This window comes from Vibrio sp. 10N.222.49.A3 (assembly GCF_041475145.1).
Taxonomy (GTDB): Bacteria; Pseudomonadota; Gammaproteobacteria; order Enterobacterales; family Vibrionaceae; genus Vibrio; species Vibrio tasmaniensis_A.
Window position 1 is genome coordinate 49,777 of the sequence record NZ_JBFRVM010000037.1, and the last position, 18,417, is coordinate 68,193.

The 18,417-nt window shown below is 44.4% G+C and carries 16 protein-coding genes; 12 read left to right on the plus strand and 4 right to left on the minus strand.

Annotated elements, in window-relative coordinates; translation table 11 throughout:
• Positions 1 to 14: 14 nt before the first annotated feature.
• The 8 genes from phnR (at position 15) to gntR (ending at position 8,183) form a co-directional block, all read left to right on the plus strand.
• A complete protein-coding gene (gene phnR, locus AB4589_RS07605) occupies positions 15 to 719 on the plus strand; it encodes a phosphonate utilization transcriptional regulator PhnR (protein ID WP_016789432.1) in 705 nt (234 codons plus the stop codon).
• Positions 720 to 856: 137 nt separating this feature from the next.
• On the plus strand, positions 857 to 1,759 hold the full coding sequence (locus tag AB4589_RS07610; protein ID WP_372099990.1) for a multidrug transporter: 903 nt from the start codon (positions 857 to 859) through the stop codon (positions 1,757 to 1,759).
• 200 nt (positions 1,760 to 1,959) lie between these two features.
• The gene (locus tag AB4589_RS07615) at positions 1,960 to 2,976 is read left to right on the plus strand and encodes a TRAP transporter substrate-binding protein (RefSeq protein ID WP_009845626.1); all 1,017 of its coding nucleotides are present in this window, start codon (positions 1,960 to 1,962) and stop codon (positions 2,974 to 2,976) included.
• A 65-nt stretch (positions 2,977 to 3,041) separates the two neighbouring features.
• Positions 3,042 to 3,599 carry a TRAP transporter small permease subunit gene (locus AB4589_RS07620; protein ID WP_004730132.1) on the plus strand — a complete coding sequence of 186 codons (558 nt, stop codon included), beginning with the start codon at positions 3,042 to 3,044 and terminating at the stop codon, positions 3,597 to 3,599.
• Positions 3,592 to 4,914 (plus strand): TRAP transporter large permease subunit, encoded by a 1,323-nt coding sequence (locus AB4589_RS07625; protein WP_135442551.1) that lies wholly within the window; start codon positions 3,592 to 3,594, stop codon positions 4,912 to 4,914. The genes AB4589_RS07620 and AB4589_RS07625 overlap by 8 nt, the downstream gene beginning before the upstream one ends.
• Positions 4,915 to 5,032: 118 nt before the next feature.
• The gene (locus tag AB4589_RS07630; protein ID WP_048608819.1) at positions 5,033 to 5,530 is read left to right on the plus strand and encodes a gluconokinase; all 498 of its coding nucleotides are present in this window, start codon (positions 5,033 to 5,035) and stop codon (positions 5,528 to 5,530) included.
• Positions 5,531 to 5,533: 3 nt separating this feature from the next.
• Positions 5,534 to 7,042 (plus strand): NADP-dependent phosphogluconate dehydrogenase, encoded by a 1,509-nt coding sequence (gene gndA, locus AB4589_RS07635; RefSeq protein WP_372099993.1) that lies wholly within the window; start codon positions 5,534 to 5,536, stop codon positions 7,040 to 7,042.
• A 139-nt stretch (positions 7,043 to 7,181) separates the two neighbouring features.
• The gene (gene gntR, locus AB4589_RS07640) at positions 7,182 to 8,183 is read left to right on the plus strand and encodes a gluconate operon transcriptional repressor GntR (protein ID WP_372099995.1); all 1,002 of its coding nucleotides are present in this window, start codon (positions 7,182 to 7,184) and stop codon (positions 8,181 to 8,183) included.
• Between the two features lie 114 nt (positions 8,184 to 8,297).
• On the opposite strand, the gene AB4589_RS07645 is transcribed toward gntR, so the two are convergent.
• From AB4589_RS07645 to AB4589_RS07655, 3 genes are all read right to left on the minus strand, one after another.
• Positions 8,298 to 9,080, minus strand: coding sequence for a siderophore-interacting protein (locus AB4589_RS07645; protein ID WP_372099997.1), 783 nt, complete (start codon positions 9,078 to 9,080; stop codon positions 8,298 to 8,300).
• A gap of 203 nt (positions 9,081 to 9,283) precedes the next feature.
• Complete coding sequence (locus tag AB4589_RS07650; RefSeq protein ID WP_029222987.1) at positions 9,284 to 10,762, minus strand: peptide MFS transporter; 1,479 nt, start codon at positions 10,760 to 10,762, stop codon at positions 9,284 to 9,286.
• 409 nt (positions 10,763 to 11,171) lie between these two features.
• On the minus strand, positions 11,172 to 12,542 hold the full coding sequence (locus AB4589_RS07655; RefSeq protein WP_017100653.1) for an L-serine ammonia-lyase: 1,371 nt from the start codon (positions 12,540 to 12,542) through the stop codon (positions 11,172 to 11,174).
• A gap of 376 nt (positions 12,543 to 12,918) precedes the next feature.
• Here AB4589_RS07655 and AB4589_RS07660 point away from each other — a divergent pair, with 376 nt between their 5' ends.
• Complete coding sequence (locus AB4589_RS07660; RefSeq protein WP_372099999.1) at positions 12,919 to 13,797, plus strand: YdcF family protein; 879 nt, start codon at positions 12,919 to 12,921, stop codon at positions 13,795 to 13,797.
• Positions 13,798 to 13,991: 194 nt separating this feature from the next.
• On the opposite strand, the gene AB4589_RS07665 is transcribed toward AB4589_RS07660, so the two are convergent.
• A complete protein-coding gene (locus AB4589_RS07665) occupies positions 13,992 to 14,246 on the minus strand; it encodes a DUF333 domain-containing protein (RefSeq protein ID WP_009845615.1) in 255 nt (84 codons plus the stop codon).
• Positions 14,247 to 14,616: 370 nt separating this feature from the next.
• Here AB4589_RS07665 and AB4589_RS07670 point away from each other — a divergent pair, with 370 nt between their 5' ends.
• From AB4589_RS07670 to AB4589_RS07680, 3 genes are all read left to right on the plus strand, one after another.
• A complete protein-coding gene (locus AB4589_RS07670; protein ID WP_372100001.1) occupies positions 14,617 to 15,135 on the plus strand; it encodes an NUDIX hydrolase in 519 nt (172 codons plus the stop codon).
• A 504-nt stretch (positions 15,136 to 15,639) separates the two neighbouring features.
• On the plus strand, positions 15,640 to 17,751 hold the full coding sequence (locus tag AB4589_RS07675; RefSeq protein ID WP_372100003.1) for an LruC domain-containing protein: 2,112 nt from the start codon (positions 15,640 to 15,642) through the stop codon (positions 17,749 to 17,751).
• A 12-nt stretch (positions 17,752 to 17,763) separates the two neighbouring features.
• Positions 17,764 to 18,297, plus strand: coding sequence for a hypothetical protein (locus AB4589_RS07680; RefSeq protein WP_017098380.1), 534 nt, complete (start codon positions 17,764 to 17,766; stop codon positions 18,295 to 18,297).
• Positions 18,298 to 18,417: the final 120 nt, after the last annotated feature.

An 18,417-nucleotide genomic window follows, 5' to 3' on the forward strand; every position in this document is an offset into this window, starting at 1 on the left:
TAAAAGGAAATGAAGTGCAGTACGTAAAAATCAAAGACGTCATCGTAGAGCAGATAGAGTCGGGCATGTTAACGCCACGACAGAAGCTGCCTGCGGAGCGCAAACTGGCTGAATCGTTTGATACAACACGAGTAACGTTGCGTGAAGCGCTGTCTTCACTTGAAGCTGAAGGGCGTATTTATCGAGAAGACCGCCGTGGTTGGTTTATCTCTCCAGCGCCACTGCGCTACGACCCAACTCAAACGCTGAACTTCACTAATATGGCTTTGTCGCAGAATCGTAAGCCGAAAACAGAATTAGTGGCAGCGAAAGGCATGTTAGCAACCAAGGAAGCAACTAAGCTTCTTGAGCTACAACCTTTTTCGGATGTTTATCGAGTAGACAGAGTTCGTTACCTTGAAGACAGACCGGTTGTGTATGTGACCAACTATATTCGACCTGAACTGTTCCCTAACTTGCTTGACTACGACTTGTCTAAGTCGTTGACGGACATATACCGAGAGCACTTTGGCGTGGTGTATCAGAAGATTCGTTATCGCGTGAGCACAACGTCATTACTGGGTGAAACAGCACAAGCTCTGCGTGCGACTTCTGGCTCTCCTGCTATGGTGGTTGAGCGTGTTAACTACAATCAGAACGGTGATTTGATTGACTGCGATATTGAGTATTGGCGTCATGATGCGATCAGCATTGAGTCGATAGCCCAGCTAGAGCGCTAGTCATACTTTAGAATGCTGGCATATCTGCAATTATGCAGTATTGCCCAATTGAAACGATCAAAGGTCTCTTATTCGGAGGCCTTTTTTATCACCGGTTGTCAGCCGTTGTGCTAATTCATCAATAATTTAGGAATGAAATGGAATTCTCTGCCATTGTAATCGTGATTATTTCGGCTTTGCTTCATGCGGGTTGGAATGTTCTAGGTAAATCTAATCAAGGATCGGGTTCGTCTTTCTTCCTAGCCTCTGGCTTTGCCGCCGCAGCGATATTGACACCTTACTTGCTCTGGTATGTTCACAGTGTAGGGCTGTCAAATATCTCACTTCCATTCTGGCAACTGGTCTTCTTAAGTGGGATCTGCCAAATCGTCTATTTGATTGGGTTAGGCGCGGCCTATAAACAGGCTGATATCGGTGTGATTTACCCAATGGCACGAGCACTGCCTGTGTTGATGGTGGGTTTAGGCACGGTGTTGATCGGCTATGAATTGTCAGTGAATCAATGGATTGGGTTCACTTTAATAACATTAGGCTGCATGTTTGTACCACTAAAGCAGTTTTCAGATCTTAGGTTAAAAGCGTATCTCAACCTCGGCGTGTTGTGGGCGTTAATCGCCGCTATTGGTACCACGGGCTATTCCATCATTGATAAAGAGGCGCTTCTATTATTAGAGCCTCTAAGCACACCCACCGTTACTAACAAACACACTGCGATTTTCTACCTAGGCATTCAGTTTTGGGCGATTGTGATTCCGCTGAGTGTTTGGTTATTCGTAACCAACCAAAGAATCGAGTTTACTAATGCTTGGATACTGCGAAAGAAAGCCACAGTGGCCGGCATCATGATGGCTTCGACTTATGGTTTGGTGTTATTTGCGATGACTATGACAGAGAACGTCAGCTTGGTTGTTGCACTTAGGCAAGTAAGTATCATCTTCGGCGTAGTGATGGGGATCTACTTTTTAAAGGAAAAGTGGCACGTTACACGTGGTGTAGGCGTCGTTTTTATCATTGCTGGCTTAGTTATCTCACTGACTTAAAAAGAAATTAAATCCTACCTCCAACCTATAATGTGACTTTTCAGTCGCATTTTTCTTATTGATAGCAAACGTTTTACTAATGTTAAAGATGTGATCCTTCTCATAGACAAGGCTGTGAAGTTACCGGTAACATTCACCTCAACGTTACCGGTAACATATAATTACAAACCGGACTCTGTGAAACTCATAAGGATACCCAAATGAAAGCTCTGACTAAAACGCTGATTGCTGCCTCCCTCACTGGTCTATTTGCTACTTCAGCAATGGCTGCAGACTTTAAACTTAAAATTCAATCTTCAGACCCATCTGGTGATTTGAACTTCAAGGTTCAGCAGAAGTGGGCTGAGCGCGTAGAGACGATGTCTAACGGACGTATTGATATCGATCTTCTGCCTGTAGGCGCTGTGGTTAAGCATACAGAAACGCTAGGCGCGATCAAAATGGGCATCCTAGATGGTCACATCACAGCAACAGGTTACTTCTCTGGTAAAGATCCAGCATTTGGTCTTATCGGTAACATGGTCGGCGCATGGTCAGACACAACACAACTGCTTCAGTACATGAACTACGGTGGTGGTAATGAGCTAATGACCGAACTGTACAAGCCTTACGGTGTTCAATTTGTTGGTGCTTCTACGACGGGTGTTGAATCTTTCATTTCTAAAAAGCCAATCGATGGTGTTGCGGATCTTAAAGGCCTGAAATTACGTGCGCCTGAAGGCCTAGTTCAACAAGTATTTGCAGCGGCGGGTGCGACTCCAGTAAACCTGCCGGGTTCTGAAGTATTTACTGGCCTAAGCAAAGGCGTAATTGATGCTGCGGACTACACGGTATTTTCTACCAACCAAAAAGCGGGCATGAACGATATTGCAACACATCCAGTTCAACCTGGCTTCCACTCATTGCCGCTTATCGATATCTCTATTTCTCAGAAGAAGTGGGACAAGATGCCAGCTGATCTACAAACAATGCTGCAAACGTCAGTTCGTGACTTCTCTTACGACATGACAACTCAGCTGAAAATGGCTGACCAAGCTGCGCTTAAAGAAGCTCAAGCGAACCCTGAAATTACTATCCACGACTGGTCTCAAGAAGAGCGTAAGAAGTTCCGTGAAATCGCGAAAGGCCAATGGAAGGTATTTGCCGAGCGTTCTGATAACGCAGGAAAAGTTTACACTTCAGTGACTGTGTTCTTAGAAGAAAACGGCTTGCTGTAACTTAAACTTAGTTTACTGACGGGGGAGGGCATTGCTCTCCCGTATTCTCCCAGGAAATTTGGCCCATGACCGATAAAATCCCCCACGCCCCAGCTGAAAACGACGAGCAACCAAGAAATGCGCTTGATCGTTTTGTTATAAAGTTCAGTAATCTCGTGAGCTGGTTGTTTATTTTTACTGTATTGATTTCATTTTATGAAGTTGTGATGCGTTACGCATTCGATGCCCCGACCACATGGGTACATGAAACAGCTTCTTTCATCGGTGGTTCTTTATTCATTATTGGTGGTATCTACGCGTTTGCTGCGAATAAGCATGTACGTGTGGTTCTTATCTACGATTCAGTGTCTAACCAAGCACGCAAATATCTTAATCTTGTTCACCACATTGTTGGTTTAGCCTTTGCTGGCATGCTCGCTTACGCGGCTTACTTCACTGCGGAAGAAGCGTGGTTTGCACCATGGGGTGAATTCCGCCTTGAAACATCAGGTTCAGTGTTAAACGCGCCTTATCCTGCGTTGCTGAAAGGCCTGATTTTTGTCGTTTTGTGTGTTCTTGTTGTCCAGTTTGTATTGCACCTAATCCAAGAGTTGATGGGTCTAAGGAAGAATGACGATGTTTGATTTATCTTCTATTGGTATCGCATGGGGCAGTTTGCTCATGCTGGTTATGATGATTGGCTTGCTACTGACCGGTATGCAGCTAGCGTTCGTAACAGGCTTTGTCGCGATTTTCTTCACTCTATGTTGGTTTGGTCCTGATGCCCTGCCTTTGATCGCAAGCCGTACCTACAGCTTTGCTTCTGGTTATGTTTTCCTTGCCGTTCCCATGTTCGTATTGATGGCGGCTTTATTAGACCGTTCGGGTATCGCGCGAGACCTGTTTGATGCAATGAAATCTGTCGGCCGTAAGGTTCGTGGTGGTGTTGCAGTTCAAACGCTACTAGTTGCGGTTCTATTGGCTTCGATGTCAGGCGTTATCGGTGGTGAAACGGTACTACTGGGTATTCTTGCACTGCCACAAATGCTTCGCTTGGGTTATGACCGTAAGCTTGCTATCGGTACAACCTGTGCGGGTGGCGCACTTGGTACCATGCTTCCACCAAGTATCGTACTGATCATCTACGGTATGACAGCCAGCGTATCGATTGGCGACCTGTTTAAAGCGTCATTCTTACCAGCGTTTATTCTTGCTGGCTGTTACATCGGCTACGTGCTGGTTCGCTGTAAGCTCAACCCTTCTCTTGCGCCAATTCCAAGTGATGATGAGACAGAAGAAGACATCGCCAATCAGCCAAGTTACTTCAAAGCTCTGTTCTTCCCATTGCTTTCTGTCGCAACGGTTTTGGGCAGTATCTACACAGGTATCGCATCAGTAACAGAAGCGTCTGCTTTGGGTGTAGTTGGCATCATGATCAGTGCACTAATCCGTGGTGAGCTGAACTACAACATGCTGAAAGAGAGTGCCATCGCAACCATGCGTACCTGCGGCATGATCATGTGGATTGGTATCGGTGCAAGCGCATTGGTTGGTATCTACAACCTGATGGGCGGCATTGATTTTGTTGAAGAAACCATCCTTGCGCTCAGTGGCGGTAACGCGACAGTAACGCTATTAATCATGATGGCTATTTTGTTGGTACTAGGCATGTTCCTTGACTGGGTAGGTGTAGCACTTCTAACAATGCCAATCTTCGTTCCAATCATCACTGGCCTTGGTTTTGACCCAGTATGGTTCGGCGTTGTGTTCTGCCTAAACATGCAGGTGTCGTTCTTGTCACCGCCGTTTGGTCCTGCGGCATTCTACTTGAAATCAGTAGCACCAAAAGACATCAGCTTAGGTGAGATTTTCTCTTCACTACTGCCGTTCATTGCACTTCAAGTATTGGTACTGGCACTGGTTATTATCTTCCCTCAGCTCGCGCTTTGGTGGCAATAACAACGAAGGTTCCAGAGTGAATTTAACGCTCAGGAACCGATCAGCAGCAACACAAGTTTAACTATTAGATTCGATTGTCAGCCCCAGTTTTGGTTGGGGCTTAGGGAAGGCTTGCCTTATGAAAAGCAAAAAAATACTCGTGATGGGCGTATCTGGATGCGGAAAAAGCCTGATTGGTAGCCGTATCGCACAGGCTTTAGATCTTCAATTCTTTGATGGCGATGACTTCCATCCGCAAAGCAATGTAGAAAAAATGCGCCAAGGTATTCCGCTGACTGACGAAGATCGTCAAGGATGGCTAGAAACACTTAACAAGCAATACATTGAACAACCAAGTGCTGTGATTGCTTGCTCTGCATTGAAACCACAATACCGCGACATTCTACGAAAGAACAATGAAGGCTTAGTTATCGTGTACCTACAAGGTAGCTTCGACACTATTTGGAACCGCCATAAAGCGCGTGAGAACCATTACTTCAATGGTCAAGAAATGTTGAAAAGCCAATTCGCAACCTTGGTTGAACCGAGTGAAGGCGAGGCGTTGTTTGTTGATATCTCACAAGATGTTGAACAGGTAGTAGAAAGTGCACTCAAACAAATTAAGCAGATAGGCTAAACCATGACTCAGACAAAAAATGACATTGCGATGATTGGTTTAGGAGTGATGGGTAAAAGCCTGGCACTCAACCTACTTGATAACGGCTTTAATGTCGCAGGCTTTGACCTCAATACAGACAACATTGAGCGTGCTAGCTCTGAAGCGAAGCAGCTCAATGAGACATTTGAAGGAAAAGGCCTCTTTACTAGTGGTGTTAATCTTGAAGACATTCTTCAGGGGTTAGCGAAACCACGTGTTATCGCGTTATCGGTTCCTGCCGGAAAACCTGTCGATATCGTCGTAAATAATCTGCTTGATGCAGGTTTGGAGAGCGACGATATTGTTATCGATACGGGTAACAGCTTATGGACAGATACCGAAACGCGTGAACAGAATTACAAAGGTAAGCTTCGTTTTTTCAGCACCGCAGTGTCTGGTGGTGAAGAAGGCGCTCGTGTTGGCCCTGCGCTCATGGCCAGTGGTGACCAATCGGCTTGGCAATATGTGAAACCGATGTGGGAAGCGATTGCTGCAAAAGTGGATGCGAGTGGACTACCGGTTGCTCAGTTTGAAGCGGGTGAAGCGTGCGCGGCGTATGTTGGTCCTTCTGGCACAGGGCACTATGTGAAAATGGTACACAACGGTATTGAATATGCCGACATGCAGCTAATTTGTGAAGTTTACCAGTTCATGCGTGATGTGCTTGATATGCCAGCTCAAGAGGTTGGACAAGTCTTTGAACAATGGAACAACGGTGTACTTAATAGTTACCTGATGGAAATCAGTGCCGATATTCTTCAACAAGAAGATGTTGTAACGGGTAAGCCGTTCGTTGAGGTTGTGCTTGATAAAGCAGGGCAGAAAGGTACGGGTTTGTGGACGGCAGTTAACAGCCTTCAAGAAGGGTGTCCAACCCCAACCATTGCTCAAGCGGTTTATTCACGCGCGATGAGCGGCCAAAAGTCACAGCGAGTTCAGGGTAGTAAACTCTTGAAAGGCAATATTGTGGATAAGAGTCAGCTGGATAAAACAGAGGTTATTTCTGAGCTTCACGATGCCCTATATTGCGCCAAACTGTCTGTTTATGCCCAAGGTTTTGATTTATTGAAGACAGCGTCAGACAAAGAAGGTTGGAATCTCGATTTCACTCAAATAGCTAAGATCTGGCGAGCAGGTTGTATTATTCGTGCAGCATTCTTGCAAAGTATCACATCGGCTTACCAACAAAATAGTGAGCTTGAGAACCTGTTATTTGATGAGGCTTTCATCAAACAAGTGGAAGAGCGTGAGCTTGCTTGGCGCATCGCGGTAGCGAACTCAGCTCTGTATGGTGTGCCGATGCCGGGAATCAGCTCTGCTCTGAGTTACTTCGACTCATTACGTTGTGAGGTGTTGCCTGCAAATCTGCTGCAAGCGCAACGTGACTATTTTGGTTCTCATACTTATTCGCGAGTCGATAGAGATGAAGCTGAAAAGTTTCACGTGACTTGGAGTCAGTCTCCAAGAACTGAAGTAAAAGTGAACGCTTAAACAATCAATAACGCCCTCAACAAGAGGGCGTTTGTAATTATGACGCTGTATCAACATTTTACTAAATTAGGCTTCAAATTCCACGTCAGTCGGATACACTGTTACCAGTAACATAACTCAAAAATAATAATTACTAATTATGTCGAATAAGAAAAAACGTCCCACATTACAAGATGTTGCCAACCTAGTTGGTGTCACCAAAATGACCGTCAGTCGCTGTCTAAGAGACTCTTCACAGGTATCAGAAGCACTGCGAGATAAGATCAGCGCTGCAGTCGACGAGTTAGGTTACATCCCTAATCGTGCGCCAGACATTCTTTCTAACGCAAAAAGCAATGCTATCGGTGTTCTTGTTCCCTCGTTAACTAACCAAGTTTTCGCCGAAGTTATCCGTGGCATTGAACAAGTCACCGCGCCTGCAGGCTACCAAACCATGATTGCCCACTATGGCTATAGCGCAGAACTGGAAGAGCGAAGCATCGCTTCACTGCTTTCTTACAACGTTGACGCGATTATCCTGTCAGAAAATGTGCACACAGATAGAGCGCGTAAAATGCTGCAGACTGTTTCTATTCCTGTGATTGAAATTATGGATTCGGTGTCTCCCCGTATCGAACAAGCAGTGGGCTTTGATAACTTTGAAGCGGCTAGAGCGATGACCAAAACCATGCTCGATCGAGGGCGTACCAATATCGCTTATTTGGCTGCTCGAATGGATGAACGTACTCGCTTGAAAATGGCGGGATATGAGCATGCGATGCAAGAAGCCGACAAAACGCCAGTAACGCTGCAAACGGAAGACGCGTCCTCGTTTACTTTAGGCGCAAAACTGATTGGTGAGTTACTTGATAAGCACTCTGAAGTGAATGGTATTTTCTGTACTAACGATGATTTGGCCATTGGTGCTTTTTACGAATGCGTACGACGTGGTATTCAAGTACCCGAGAAGATGGCGATTGCAGGTTTCCACGGACACGACATCACAGTGGCGATGACGCCTCGTTTAGCGACTGTAGTAACACCAAGGGAGCAGATTGGTAAAGTCGCTGCACAGCAAGTTGTAGCGCGTTTACAAGGCAATAAAGAATGGGTCGCGAAGCTGGATCTCGGTTATGAGATTGAAGTGGGAGAGAGTATTTAATCTTACACTTCGGCTTTGAGCTTCATCGGATTCAAACTAAAACGCCCTTAACGAGACGAACTTCGCTAAGGGCGTTTTTTATTTATCTGGCAAAAGATGTATGTGGTAACAGACTTAACCCACTAAAGCTTGAGCATCTTGTTGCTTCAACACTTTGTGGCCGTCTTCAGTGACGCCACGCTTCCAATAACTGCTGATGTAGATGTTCTCTTTCGCGACTTCTTTTTCGTTTCGGAAGTATTGTCTCAGCTCGCGCATGCTTTCAAATTCACACGCTGTCCAAATCGAAACCTGACCGTCTAACCATTCTAAATTGCGAACCGTTTGTGAAAGTGTTTCTTCAGTTTCATCTTCAATTAACCAAGTGACTTTTATACCTTGAGGTGCTTCAAGCGTTTGTTTATCTGCTGTTGAATTGATCTGGATGACGGCGTGCCCTACGGCGTGCTCTGGAAGCGATTTTACTTTTGCAGAAAGCGCAGGTAGGGATGTCATATCTGCAACTAAGAAGAACCAGTCTGACTCTAGGTTAAGTCCTTGAATTAAACCTGGGCCAGCCACTGAAATTGTGTCACCCACTTCTGCGTTCATTGCCCATCTTGCAGCGAAACCACATTGCAAATCTGTAGTGATGTGGCGAACGAAATCAACCTCAATAAATTGTTCAACAGCATTGTACTGACGAATGGTGTAAGTACGCATGATTGGGCGCTCACCGTCATTTAGTTGGCTTAAATCGGTTGTGCCGAGTGGCGAGAATAAAAGCTTGATGTAGCCGCCGGCACATTCGGTTGGATACTTACTTAATCCTTCACCGCAAAGCGTTATACGCTGCATGTTCGGTGTAATGGTTGAGGTTTGAGTAACAGTTAATGTGATAGGGCTAGGCTTGCTCATATAAGGCTCTCTTAGGTTTTGATTCCGACATCATAATCTTGAACTAAAAAACACTCAATACTAATAGTTATCATTTACTTTGATTTACACAGCGCAACGTAACTTGAATCACCAATCTATTTACCCTGGCATCCATACCGACAAAAAAGCCCTTTAGAAAACTAGAGGGCTTGAAGTGTTATAGCTATTTAACGTGAGCAGAATTAGCTGTTTGCTTGCTCTAGTTCAATCGTCTCATCTGCGGCTTTCGCTGCGTCTAGCATCTTACGAATAATGAACGATGCTGCCATTGCGATACCCACCATTACAACCGCTAAAACAGTCAGCATTTGGAAGTAATCACCGTAAACCGTTTGAACGATCTCTTGTGTGATCTCTTGGCCTTTCTCAAGTGCAATAGACGTTGAGAATACGGCACCAACAATACCTGACATTGCGATTGCTACAGAGAATAAGCTTACTGAGAAGTTCTCGATGTGCTTAGGTGCAACAGACAGAATGAAGGCTACAACCATAGAACCAACAATAACTTCACCAAATGCCAGGAAGAAGTGGATTGCTAAGAACACTTCAGGGCGAATCAGAATATCTTCACCTACGGTCGTTACTGCCATCGTTAAGATACCGAAAGCGATCGCCGTCAGAATGAAAGAGAAACCTACTTTGGTTGCGGTAGAGAAGTGAATGTTTTTCTTTTCTAGCTTAGAGAAGATACCCGTAATAATAGGGCCTGCAACCATACACCAAAGTGGGTTCATTGCCATTGAAGCTTCTGGGGCTACAGGGATGAAGCCCAGTAGATCGCCACGCATTGTGTTGATCGCTACCATTGTCATCGACGTCATCATTTGGCCGTAGTACACGAAGAAGCATGTCGTCAGGAATGTGATGATTAAGATAGTACCCATTTTCAGCATGTCTGATTTCTTCGATTTCATCATCAAAGAGACAAAGTAGATGATTGCTGCCGCGCCGATCGCGTAAACGATGTTCTGGCCAATATCCATGTTAGAAAACATGAAGAATACCAAGCCAATCATTGCAGCAGAAAGACCGAGGAACGCAGCCCAGTTTTTCGTGCTAACTGGTTGTTGATCGATTTCAGCACTTGCTTCAACAAGGCCTTTGCGAACAAAGAGCATCATCAGAAGTGCAGCACCGGCTAGAACACCTGAAAGAAGGAAGCCACCGTGGAAACCGACAACTAGCACTAGCATTGGGAACAAGTATTGACCTAATAGAGCACCAATATTGTTTACTGAGTAGTTGATTGGGTAGCAATTTTCGAAATCTTCTTGAGTTTTGAACGTGCGTTTGTAAAGACTTGGGTAAGAAGGGGACATCAAACCACGCGCATAACTCGCTAAAGCAATACCACATAATGCCATTGGAACATTAGTCGCTGCGGCACCGAGTACTAGTAGACCGTAACCACTTGCGAATCCGAGAAAGGCAATGGTCAATGATCGGTATGCGCCTAAAAATTTGTCGGCGATGAAACCGCCTGCGATAGCAAATAGCGGCCCGATTGCAGAGAAAGCACCAACAACCATCATGGTGTCGGCTTCGTTGTAGTTCAGATCTTCAAGGAAGAAACGAGTCAAGATCACCATGACGCCATAGAACGAAAGTCCGAACATCATCTGGCAGAACATCATTGATTTGTTTAATCTATTCCACATTATTTTATTCTCACATTTGTGTTGATATGTAGTGTAATTACCCAATTATAATATCATTAATAGCAATACATAAAATGAAACATTTGCTGTGTTCGTTACTTTGCTCTCTATATCTTTTCTTATCGGGCGATTCATTTTTCTCATGCGTTAAATATGCAATATTAGATTTTGCTAGTGGATGGTTGTGTAAATGTCGGTCAGATTTATTTGTTGCTAATCCGCGAGCCAAGAAAGGAAAGTTACGGGTGGTAATCTTGTAAAATATTCAAGTGAGTATCACTTTCAATTAGCTGTTGGATTTTAGCCAATAAAAAAGCCAGCTTGGTGGCTGGCTCTGTTTGGGTATCGAAAACGACGTTTACGAGAATGCCGTCTCTACAGCGGCTTTCTCGACACGTGTTCTTAGCGGTTATTCACAAGGAGGAGCCATGTGGATCACGGCCAAGCCACCTAAGGACGTTTCACGGTACTTTTTGTTCATGTCTTTACCTGTTTGGTACATGGTTGCGATAACCTTGTCTAACGAGATAAGACACTTACTGGTGCGTTTCAGCGCCATACGTGATGCGTTGATGGCTTTCATTGCGCCCATTGCATTGCGCTCGATACATGGCACCTGAACAAGACCACCGATCGGATCACATGTCATGCCTAGTGAGTGTTCCATAGCGATTTCAGCTGCAATACAGATTTGCTCGTTGCTACCACCGCGTAGGGCGGTTAAGCCTGCTGCTGCCATTGATGAAGACACGCCAACTTCGCCCTGACAACCCACTTCTGCACCAGAAATCGAAGCGTTGGTTTTGTACAAGATGCCAATAGCGCCAGAGACTGCTAAAAAGTCTTTCAACTGCTTGGTGTCTAGCTCTTTGATGAAGCGGTGGTAGTACATTAGTACCGCAGGGATAACGCCAGCCGCTCCGTTAGTTGGCGATGTTACGACTTGTCCACCCGCAGCGTTTTCTTCACTCACAGCAAAGGCAAATAGGTTAATCCAATCCATGATCTCCATTGGATCGTTTTCAATCGAAGCATTGGCCTCAAGCTTTTTCAAAAGAGCAGGGGCTCGACGCGTCACTTCAAGACCGCCATCAAGGATGCCTTCGGTGTCGAAGCCTCGCTGCATGCACAGAGACATCACCTTCCAGATTTGGTCGGCTTTCTGGTCAATCGCATCCATACCTTGGAAAGACACTTCATTACGCAGGATTAAGCCTCCAAGGCTAAGTCCTTGTTGCTCTGATAATTCAAGTAGCTGGTCAGCAGAAGTAAAAGGGAACTCAACTTGCGTTTTCGCTTCTTGCTTGCCATTTTGTAGCTCATCAGCGGTTGCGATAAAGCCACCACCAATTGAGTAATATGTTTCCATCTCTAAAAGACTACCGCTTGCGTCAAAAGCAGAGATGGTCATGCCATTTTCATGCAGCGGAAGGTTGGTTTTATGGAACAGCAAGTCGCTTTCTACGTCGAAGTGAATTTCATGGTTACCGCTAACCAGTAGAGACTTATCTTCAATTGCTTTACGCATTGCTTTGTTAGCACTGGTAATTTTAATGGTGTCGGGGCGGTTGCCGAGTAAACCTAATAAGGTTGCTCTGTCTGTATGGTGACCAATACCCGTTAATGATAACGAGCCGTATAAGTCGATTTGAATACGCTCTACTTGTGTAAGCTGAGCATCAATTTTTTGGGTAAAGTTAAACCCAGCGATCATTGGTCCATTTGTGTGGGAGCTGGACGGTCCAACCCCAATTTTGTAGATATCAAAAATAGACAGCATAGTAACTTCCTGTGAAGACGGTTCGATGAACGAACTCTGTGTAAAATTTGTATTTCGTTAGTTCCACTTCTGTGAGTGAACCTGTTCTTTGGGTGAAGCAGTTCTTTGGCTGAAACAGTTATTCGATTGAGCTGGCTCTTTGCTTTAAAGGTCTCTTTTATTGAAACTCGTGTTGAGCAAGCATAGAGCGATGAAATACAAGAGCGTGCTATGTTTGCTTTAAAGCGACACGTCTATTCTTGTATGACCCGAGATGTTGCTATCAATAGTGAGCATTATTGATAGCAACATGTAAGAATTTCAAAATACTTTTGTTAATAAGTATTGTATACATAATTCACTCCATCTAATCACTAAAACGAGACTTGAACATAAAATGAGCATTATTCACCTCCTTATTGTGCTAGGTAAGCGACTTAATGAGAATAAATTGACTAATGAAGGAATCAGTCGAGTTGATGCTTTAGTTGAGTATCTGGCTGGGCCTTTGGCTGAAGAGTCGAACCAGCAAACGGCTGTGGCGTTCTGTGGTGGGGTGACACAAGGCCAAACCGTTTCTGAAGCCGATATGATGCACGAGTATTTTCGAGAGCTTGAAAATCAACGTGAGTATCCGTTTCCCATAGGGGCGGTTTTACTTGAGCAGCATTCGACAAATACGGTTGAGAACATTCAAAACTTGGCCTCAGAGATGATTGAAAGTGGGCTGTTTACACGCGGGCAGAGTGTGACGGTGACGTTCGTTTCTAATGACTACCACTTACAACGTATCTTCGAGATTCAATCGCTGATGGACGAGCAAGGTTTGCTTAAGGTTTTGGTCGAGAAGTGCTCTGCACTTGGAGTGGAACTACAAATAGATCCTCAGCGAGAGGCTCATGTCGCAGTGCCATACCCTCATCAAACAGAGCAAGGGCAATTGTTTCTGTTAATGGATGCTCTGACGACCTACCGAGTCTATCTTGAAGGTGTCTCTGTGGGTGCATTTAAGAGGGATTTGGATTCAGTAAGACGAGAGCCAGAAAGATTGTCTTTGGAAGCCTTGTTAGCGGCAAAGGAGTTAGTCGGGCGTTCATCTCATTTTGATATCGTAGAAAGCTTGCTTCCAGTGTTGGAGACCTGCATCCAAAATACCCCAGTCGGAATCGACATAGAAAAAGTTAGGGAGTACCTAGCATTGCTCGATACTAACCTGACTTTATTGAATCGTTATTTAGATCCAGAATTAGATCACACACATCGCTGGTGGAGATAGCGAAAACACCAATATTAGTAATACAGATAGGTAGCCCAAAGGTGATGTGTGTACAAAGTTGATGTGTATAGTAAGGTAAACCGACCGCTCGATAGCGAACAGTTTACCTAATGTCATGTCATTTGACAGGGTGGCATTAGTGAAGGGTCAACGTCGTGTATAGGTGTTACGTCAACAGTTCACGATGTCGCAGCTTAGCTTTCTTCTTTTTGCTCATGGTTGTTGCGGTAGTATTCCCACTGTTCGATACGTTCACCGTCATCAAATACACAATAAGTAGTGCGTTGATTGTTTTCAGTTACGGTGTCTAATTCACCATCTTGTTGAACACAATAAACCGCAGCTGGGTTAGCCACTGAAACACGTTGGCCTTCGCTATATTCTGCATAGTCGTTTGCACAACCGCCCAACACAACGGCAAATACAGCCATCAAACCAATTTTCTTCATGTTTATCTCCTACGTGATAACTCTATAATCGAATGCGTTAAGTTCTACAGAACCAGATTAGAAGCTCTATGAAACTAGTATATTTTAGATTTCAGAAAAGGTTGTTCTAATTTGGTCAAGATATTGAAATAGGTTGATATTTCGCTATTTTTAACGGATTTTTGAGTGTTTGATCATGCTGGCATAGCTGGTGCTCTAACAGGAACGGCCTCCGTCAATAAGGTGCTACTTGATGGTTATTTCTACTAGATAGCAGTGGGGGAACAGCGATCAAAAGCAGAGGTTATGTGTTCTTTCAGGGGACGGAGAACGTCGAATCTATTGATGATTATGATATGATGCCGCCAAATTCAGTAGAGCAGTCAGAATCATGAGACACCTAAAAACCACTATTCACCCTGATATCGATCACCTAGACAATAAGACGGTATATAAGCGCAATGCTGCACGTGCGATTGTGTTAGATGGCGAAGACATTTTGATGCTTTATACAGAGCGTTATCACGACTACACCATTCCTGGTGGTGGTTTGGATGACGGTGAAGATGTGATCGCAGGTATGGTCCGTGAGCTTGAAGAAGAAACGGGTGCAAAGAACATTCACAGTATTAAACCGTTCGGTATTTTTGAAGAGTTTCGTCCTTGGTATAAAGATGACGCGGATATAATGCTCATGATTTCTTACTGCTACTCATGCAAGATTGATCGTGAGCTTGGCGAAACAGCTTACGAAGACTACGAAGTGAAAAACGGGATGAAACCGGTGTGGATGAATATCCATGAAGCGATCGCTCACAACGAAAAGACCATGGCTGAGAGCCCTAAAAAAGGCATGAGCATTGAACGTGAAACCTTTTTGCTGCATTTAATCGCAAAGGAAATGCTGTAACCCTTTTAATAAATCAAAACTGTTTAAAAGTAGAATGTTTTAAACAGTTTTGTTCACCATGAACCAACAATATTTCCTCCCTCCTTTAGTTGAGCTAACCCATCGTAATTTTAGTTTTAAGCAAAACGCCTCCAGTCCGTAAACAACCTATCCGTTTCCAACCAGCATAGAACGTTTCCTTATCTAACAGACTTTCAAGTTGACTAACCTCTCATCAAATTGATTCTTATTTTGAAGAAAAGACCGTTTCATTCTGACTGTCATTTAAATTTAGAAAAATAAGTCTTACTTTTCAATGTTATACAGTGGTTTTAAAACGATCGGAAACTTGGCTTCTCTTTTGCTTCTTTGTATTAAGCAGCTCGCGTTATCGGCACCAACACAATCAACAAAGATGCGAATAGTTTGTTTCAGAGTTAACTGAGACGCTTCTTTAACTTGCCGTTCAGAGTTCACACACTTTTCAAGGAAATCGCTCATGCGAAGAAGAAGTTGAGGTTTACTATGAAATACAAGCAAGTTATTTATCTTATGACGGCAGTTGCCAGTGCCCCTGTCTATGCAACGACGGTAGATTTGGACTTTTCAAATCATGTAGAGGCGACGAACGGCAGCAGTTCGTGGGCTGGGCCAACCTATGATGGATCTTCGATGCACTTCCTCAATGTTGGTACACATGATGGAAAAACAATAGATGCCAAAGTGTCTAGTAGTGTGTTCGGTGATGCGACATTTTTGTTTCATGCTCCTAACTACAAAGTTGGTGCAACACAACCCTCAGGAGATATTGGTTTTCTCTATCAAACTAACTCTGCGGGCTCTGCAGGTCTAACCTATACCTTTGAATTTTATGATGGTACGGATGGACTCTCAGGTACGTTCTCAGTGCCTTATACACTTCCCGAATTTGACATGATTGGCTATGACATTGATGGCGAACCCGTGCAGTCGGAGCAAGTAAGAGTGTTTAAAAGTGAAGGTTTCTACAGTTATCAACTTGGTAGTGCTAGCGCGAGTTTGACGGCGGAAGAGAGTGCCGATGGAACGTCGGTTCTATTCACCGGGTCAGGTACGAACTATTCGGAAACCGACACTTCCGGTGCTGTAAAATTCACCTACAAGAATACCTCGATTGTAACTCTACAATTTGAAACGGTTACGAGCAGTAGCAGTAGTTTCCCCAACCCGATTTTCTCGGCATTTGACGGTAACTGGGACTTATCTGGGTTTACTACGCCAATAGAAAGTTCAGATGAATCTGATTTTGGTGACGCTCCTGATAGTTATGGAACGTTGCAGGCGAGTAACGGTGCTGAGCATGCGATATCTTCCACACTGTACTTAGGTGCTAGTGTTGATGCCGATACAGATGGCCAACCTGGTGCATCATCCAACGGCGATGATTTGGATGTTGGCGGAAATGATGAGGACGGAATTACATTGTTGACGAACCTTGAAGTTGGCTTAGACAGTTTAATTAATGTCAACGTTGTGGGGAGTGGTTATCTGCAAGCTTGGGCTGACTGGGATATGAATGGATCTTTTGAGGATGACGAGCAGATACTAAAAAATCATTCTGTTGTAGATGGAAGCCAAGTCGTCCCTATTCGAGTGGGTGATGATGCTGTCGTTGGGAGCGTACAAACTCGATTCCGTTTAGCGAGTAGCCCTAACATTCCGAGTGACGGTTATGTTGGTGATGGTGAAGTTGAGGACTACGTGTTTAACGTTACGGATCCTGGCACAACGGTTCAACATTCGAATTACTATACAGCGGCCTTCGAAGATAATTGGCCAGAAGTTGGTGACTTCGACTTAAATGACGTTGTGGTTTACTACCGCACCACCATTTTAAGTAAAGAGGACGCAGTGCTTCGAATGGATATTACGGGAACCATAATGGCCTACGGTGCTTCTTATGGTAATGGACTGGGATGGAAGCTTGATGGCTTCGATGAGTCAGATGTCGATCTTCAAACGGCTCGAGTGCAAAAGAATGGCGCGACTCGGGTAAATATTTCGCCGTTTACGGGTGAAGACAAAAGTGTTGCATCGCCAGGAGGAGACCTCGTTGTTGTCGCGTCGTTGAACCTAAAAAATGATCTGCCGATTAACGGTGAGTGTATGTTCCACCGCACTAACCCTTCTTGTAGTCTGACTTTAGAAGCTGACCAAATGACGTTCAGTATTTCTCTGCCGTTTGCTTCTGGAAACGAGCCCACAGCGAGTTCACTGATGCCATTAAGTGGCTTCGACCCATTCATCTTTGGTGCGGGAGCGGGTTATTACCATGGTGACAGTTTCTCTACATCGCCAGGGAAAGACTTAGAAATCCATACTGCGGACTTCCCACCAACGTCGCGTGGCACGTTAGTGAGTGATTTCTATGGTATTGCACAAGATGATTCAGACCCGTCTAGTGATAAATATTACCGAACGACACAAAACATGCCTTGGGGTATCTTAATTTCATCACCTTGGAATCATCCATCAGAATACATTGATGTTAGTGAGGTGTACCCCGAATTTGCTGAGTGGGCTACATCAGGCGGTGCTTCAAAACCAACGTGGTACCAAAACCCTAACGCCAACAAAACTTGGTCAACGGAAGATTAATCAGGAGGATTTATGAAAACAATCAAACTAATTTTGAGTGGTGTAGGCTTTGTATTCCTTTCAGCTTGTGGCGGCGGAGGTGGAGGTGATAGTACCGCTTCATCTCCAAGTGCTGTCGCTCCTCCGAGCAATACTACGGCTCCGGTCCCCGTCACTCCTCCGAGTAATTCGACCGTTGGTAGCAATAACGTGGTGACACCTGCTCCAGTAGTGATACCGCAGTCTATTAAATCATCTGAGTTATCTATACCGGAAGGTTTTGATTTTTCTACGGAGAGAGAAGTGTCTGTAAACGTTGACGTAGCAAGCTCGCAAAGTTCTCGAGGTTTTATGAGTATTTATACAGAATTCAATGGTGATGTTGTCGATTACACCTCACAAGTGCTGAGGAGCCCAATCAATCAAGATATTGAGTTCTCTACAACTCTCCTTTTACCCAATCATGTAGATAAAGTATGGGTTGAAGTCTGGTATCCGTCGGCAATGGGAAGTGAAGTGAAACTCCTTGTAAATATTGAGGACGATAATGTAGACGTGATTCTTTAATCTTTATCTGCTACCAAACAACGTTACCGCTATTTCGGCGGTAACGTTGTTTTAGGCGCTTTTGTTGTGAATTTTTCTAACATCGAGACCTGAGATAACCTGTATAAAATGAATGGAGTG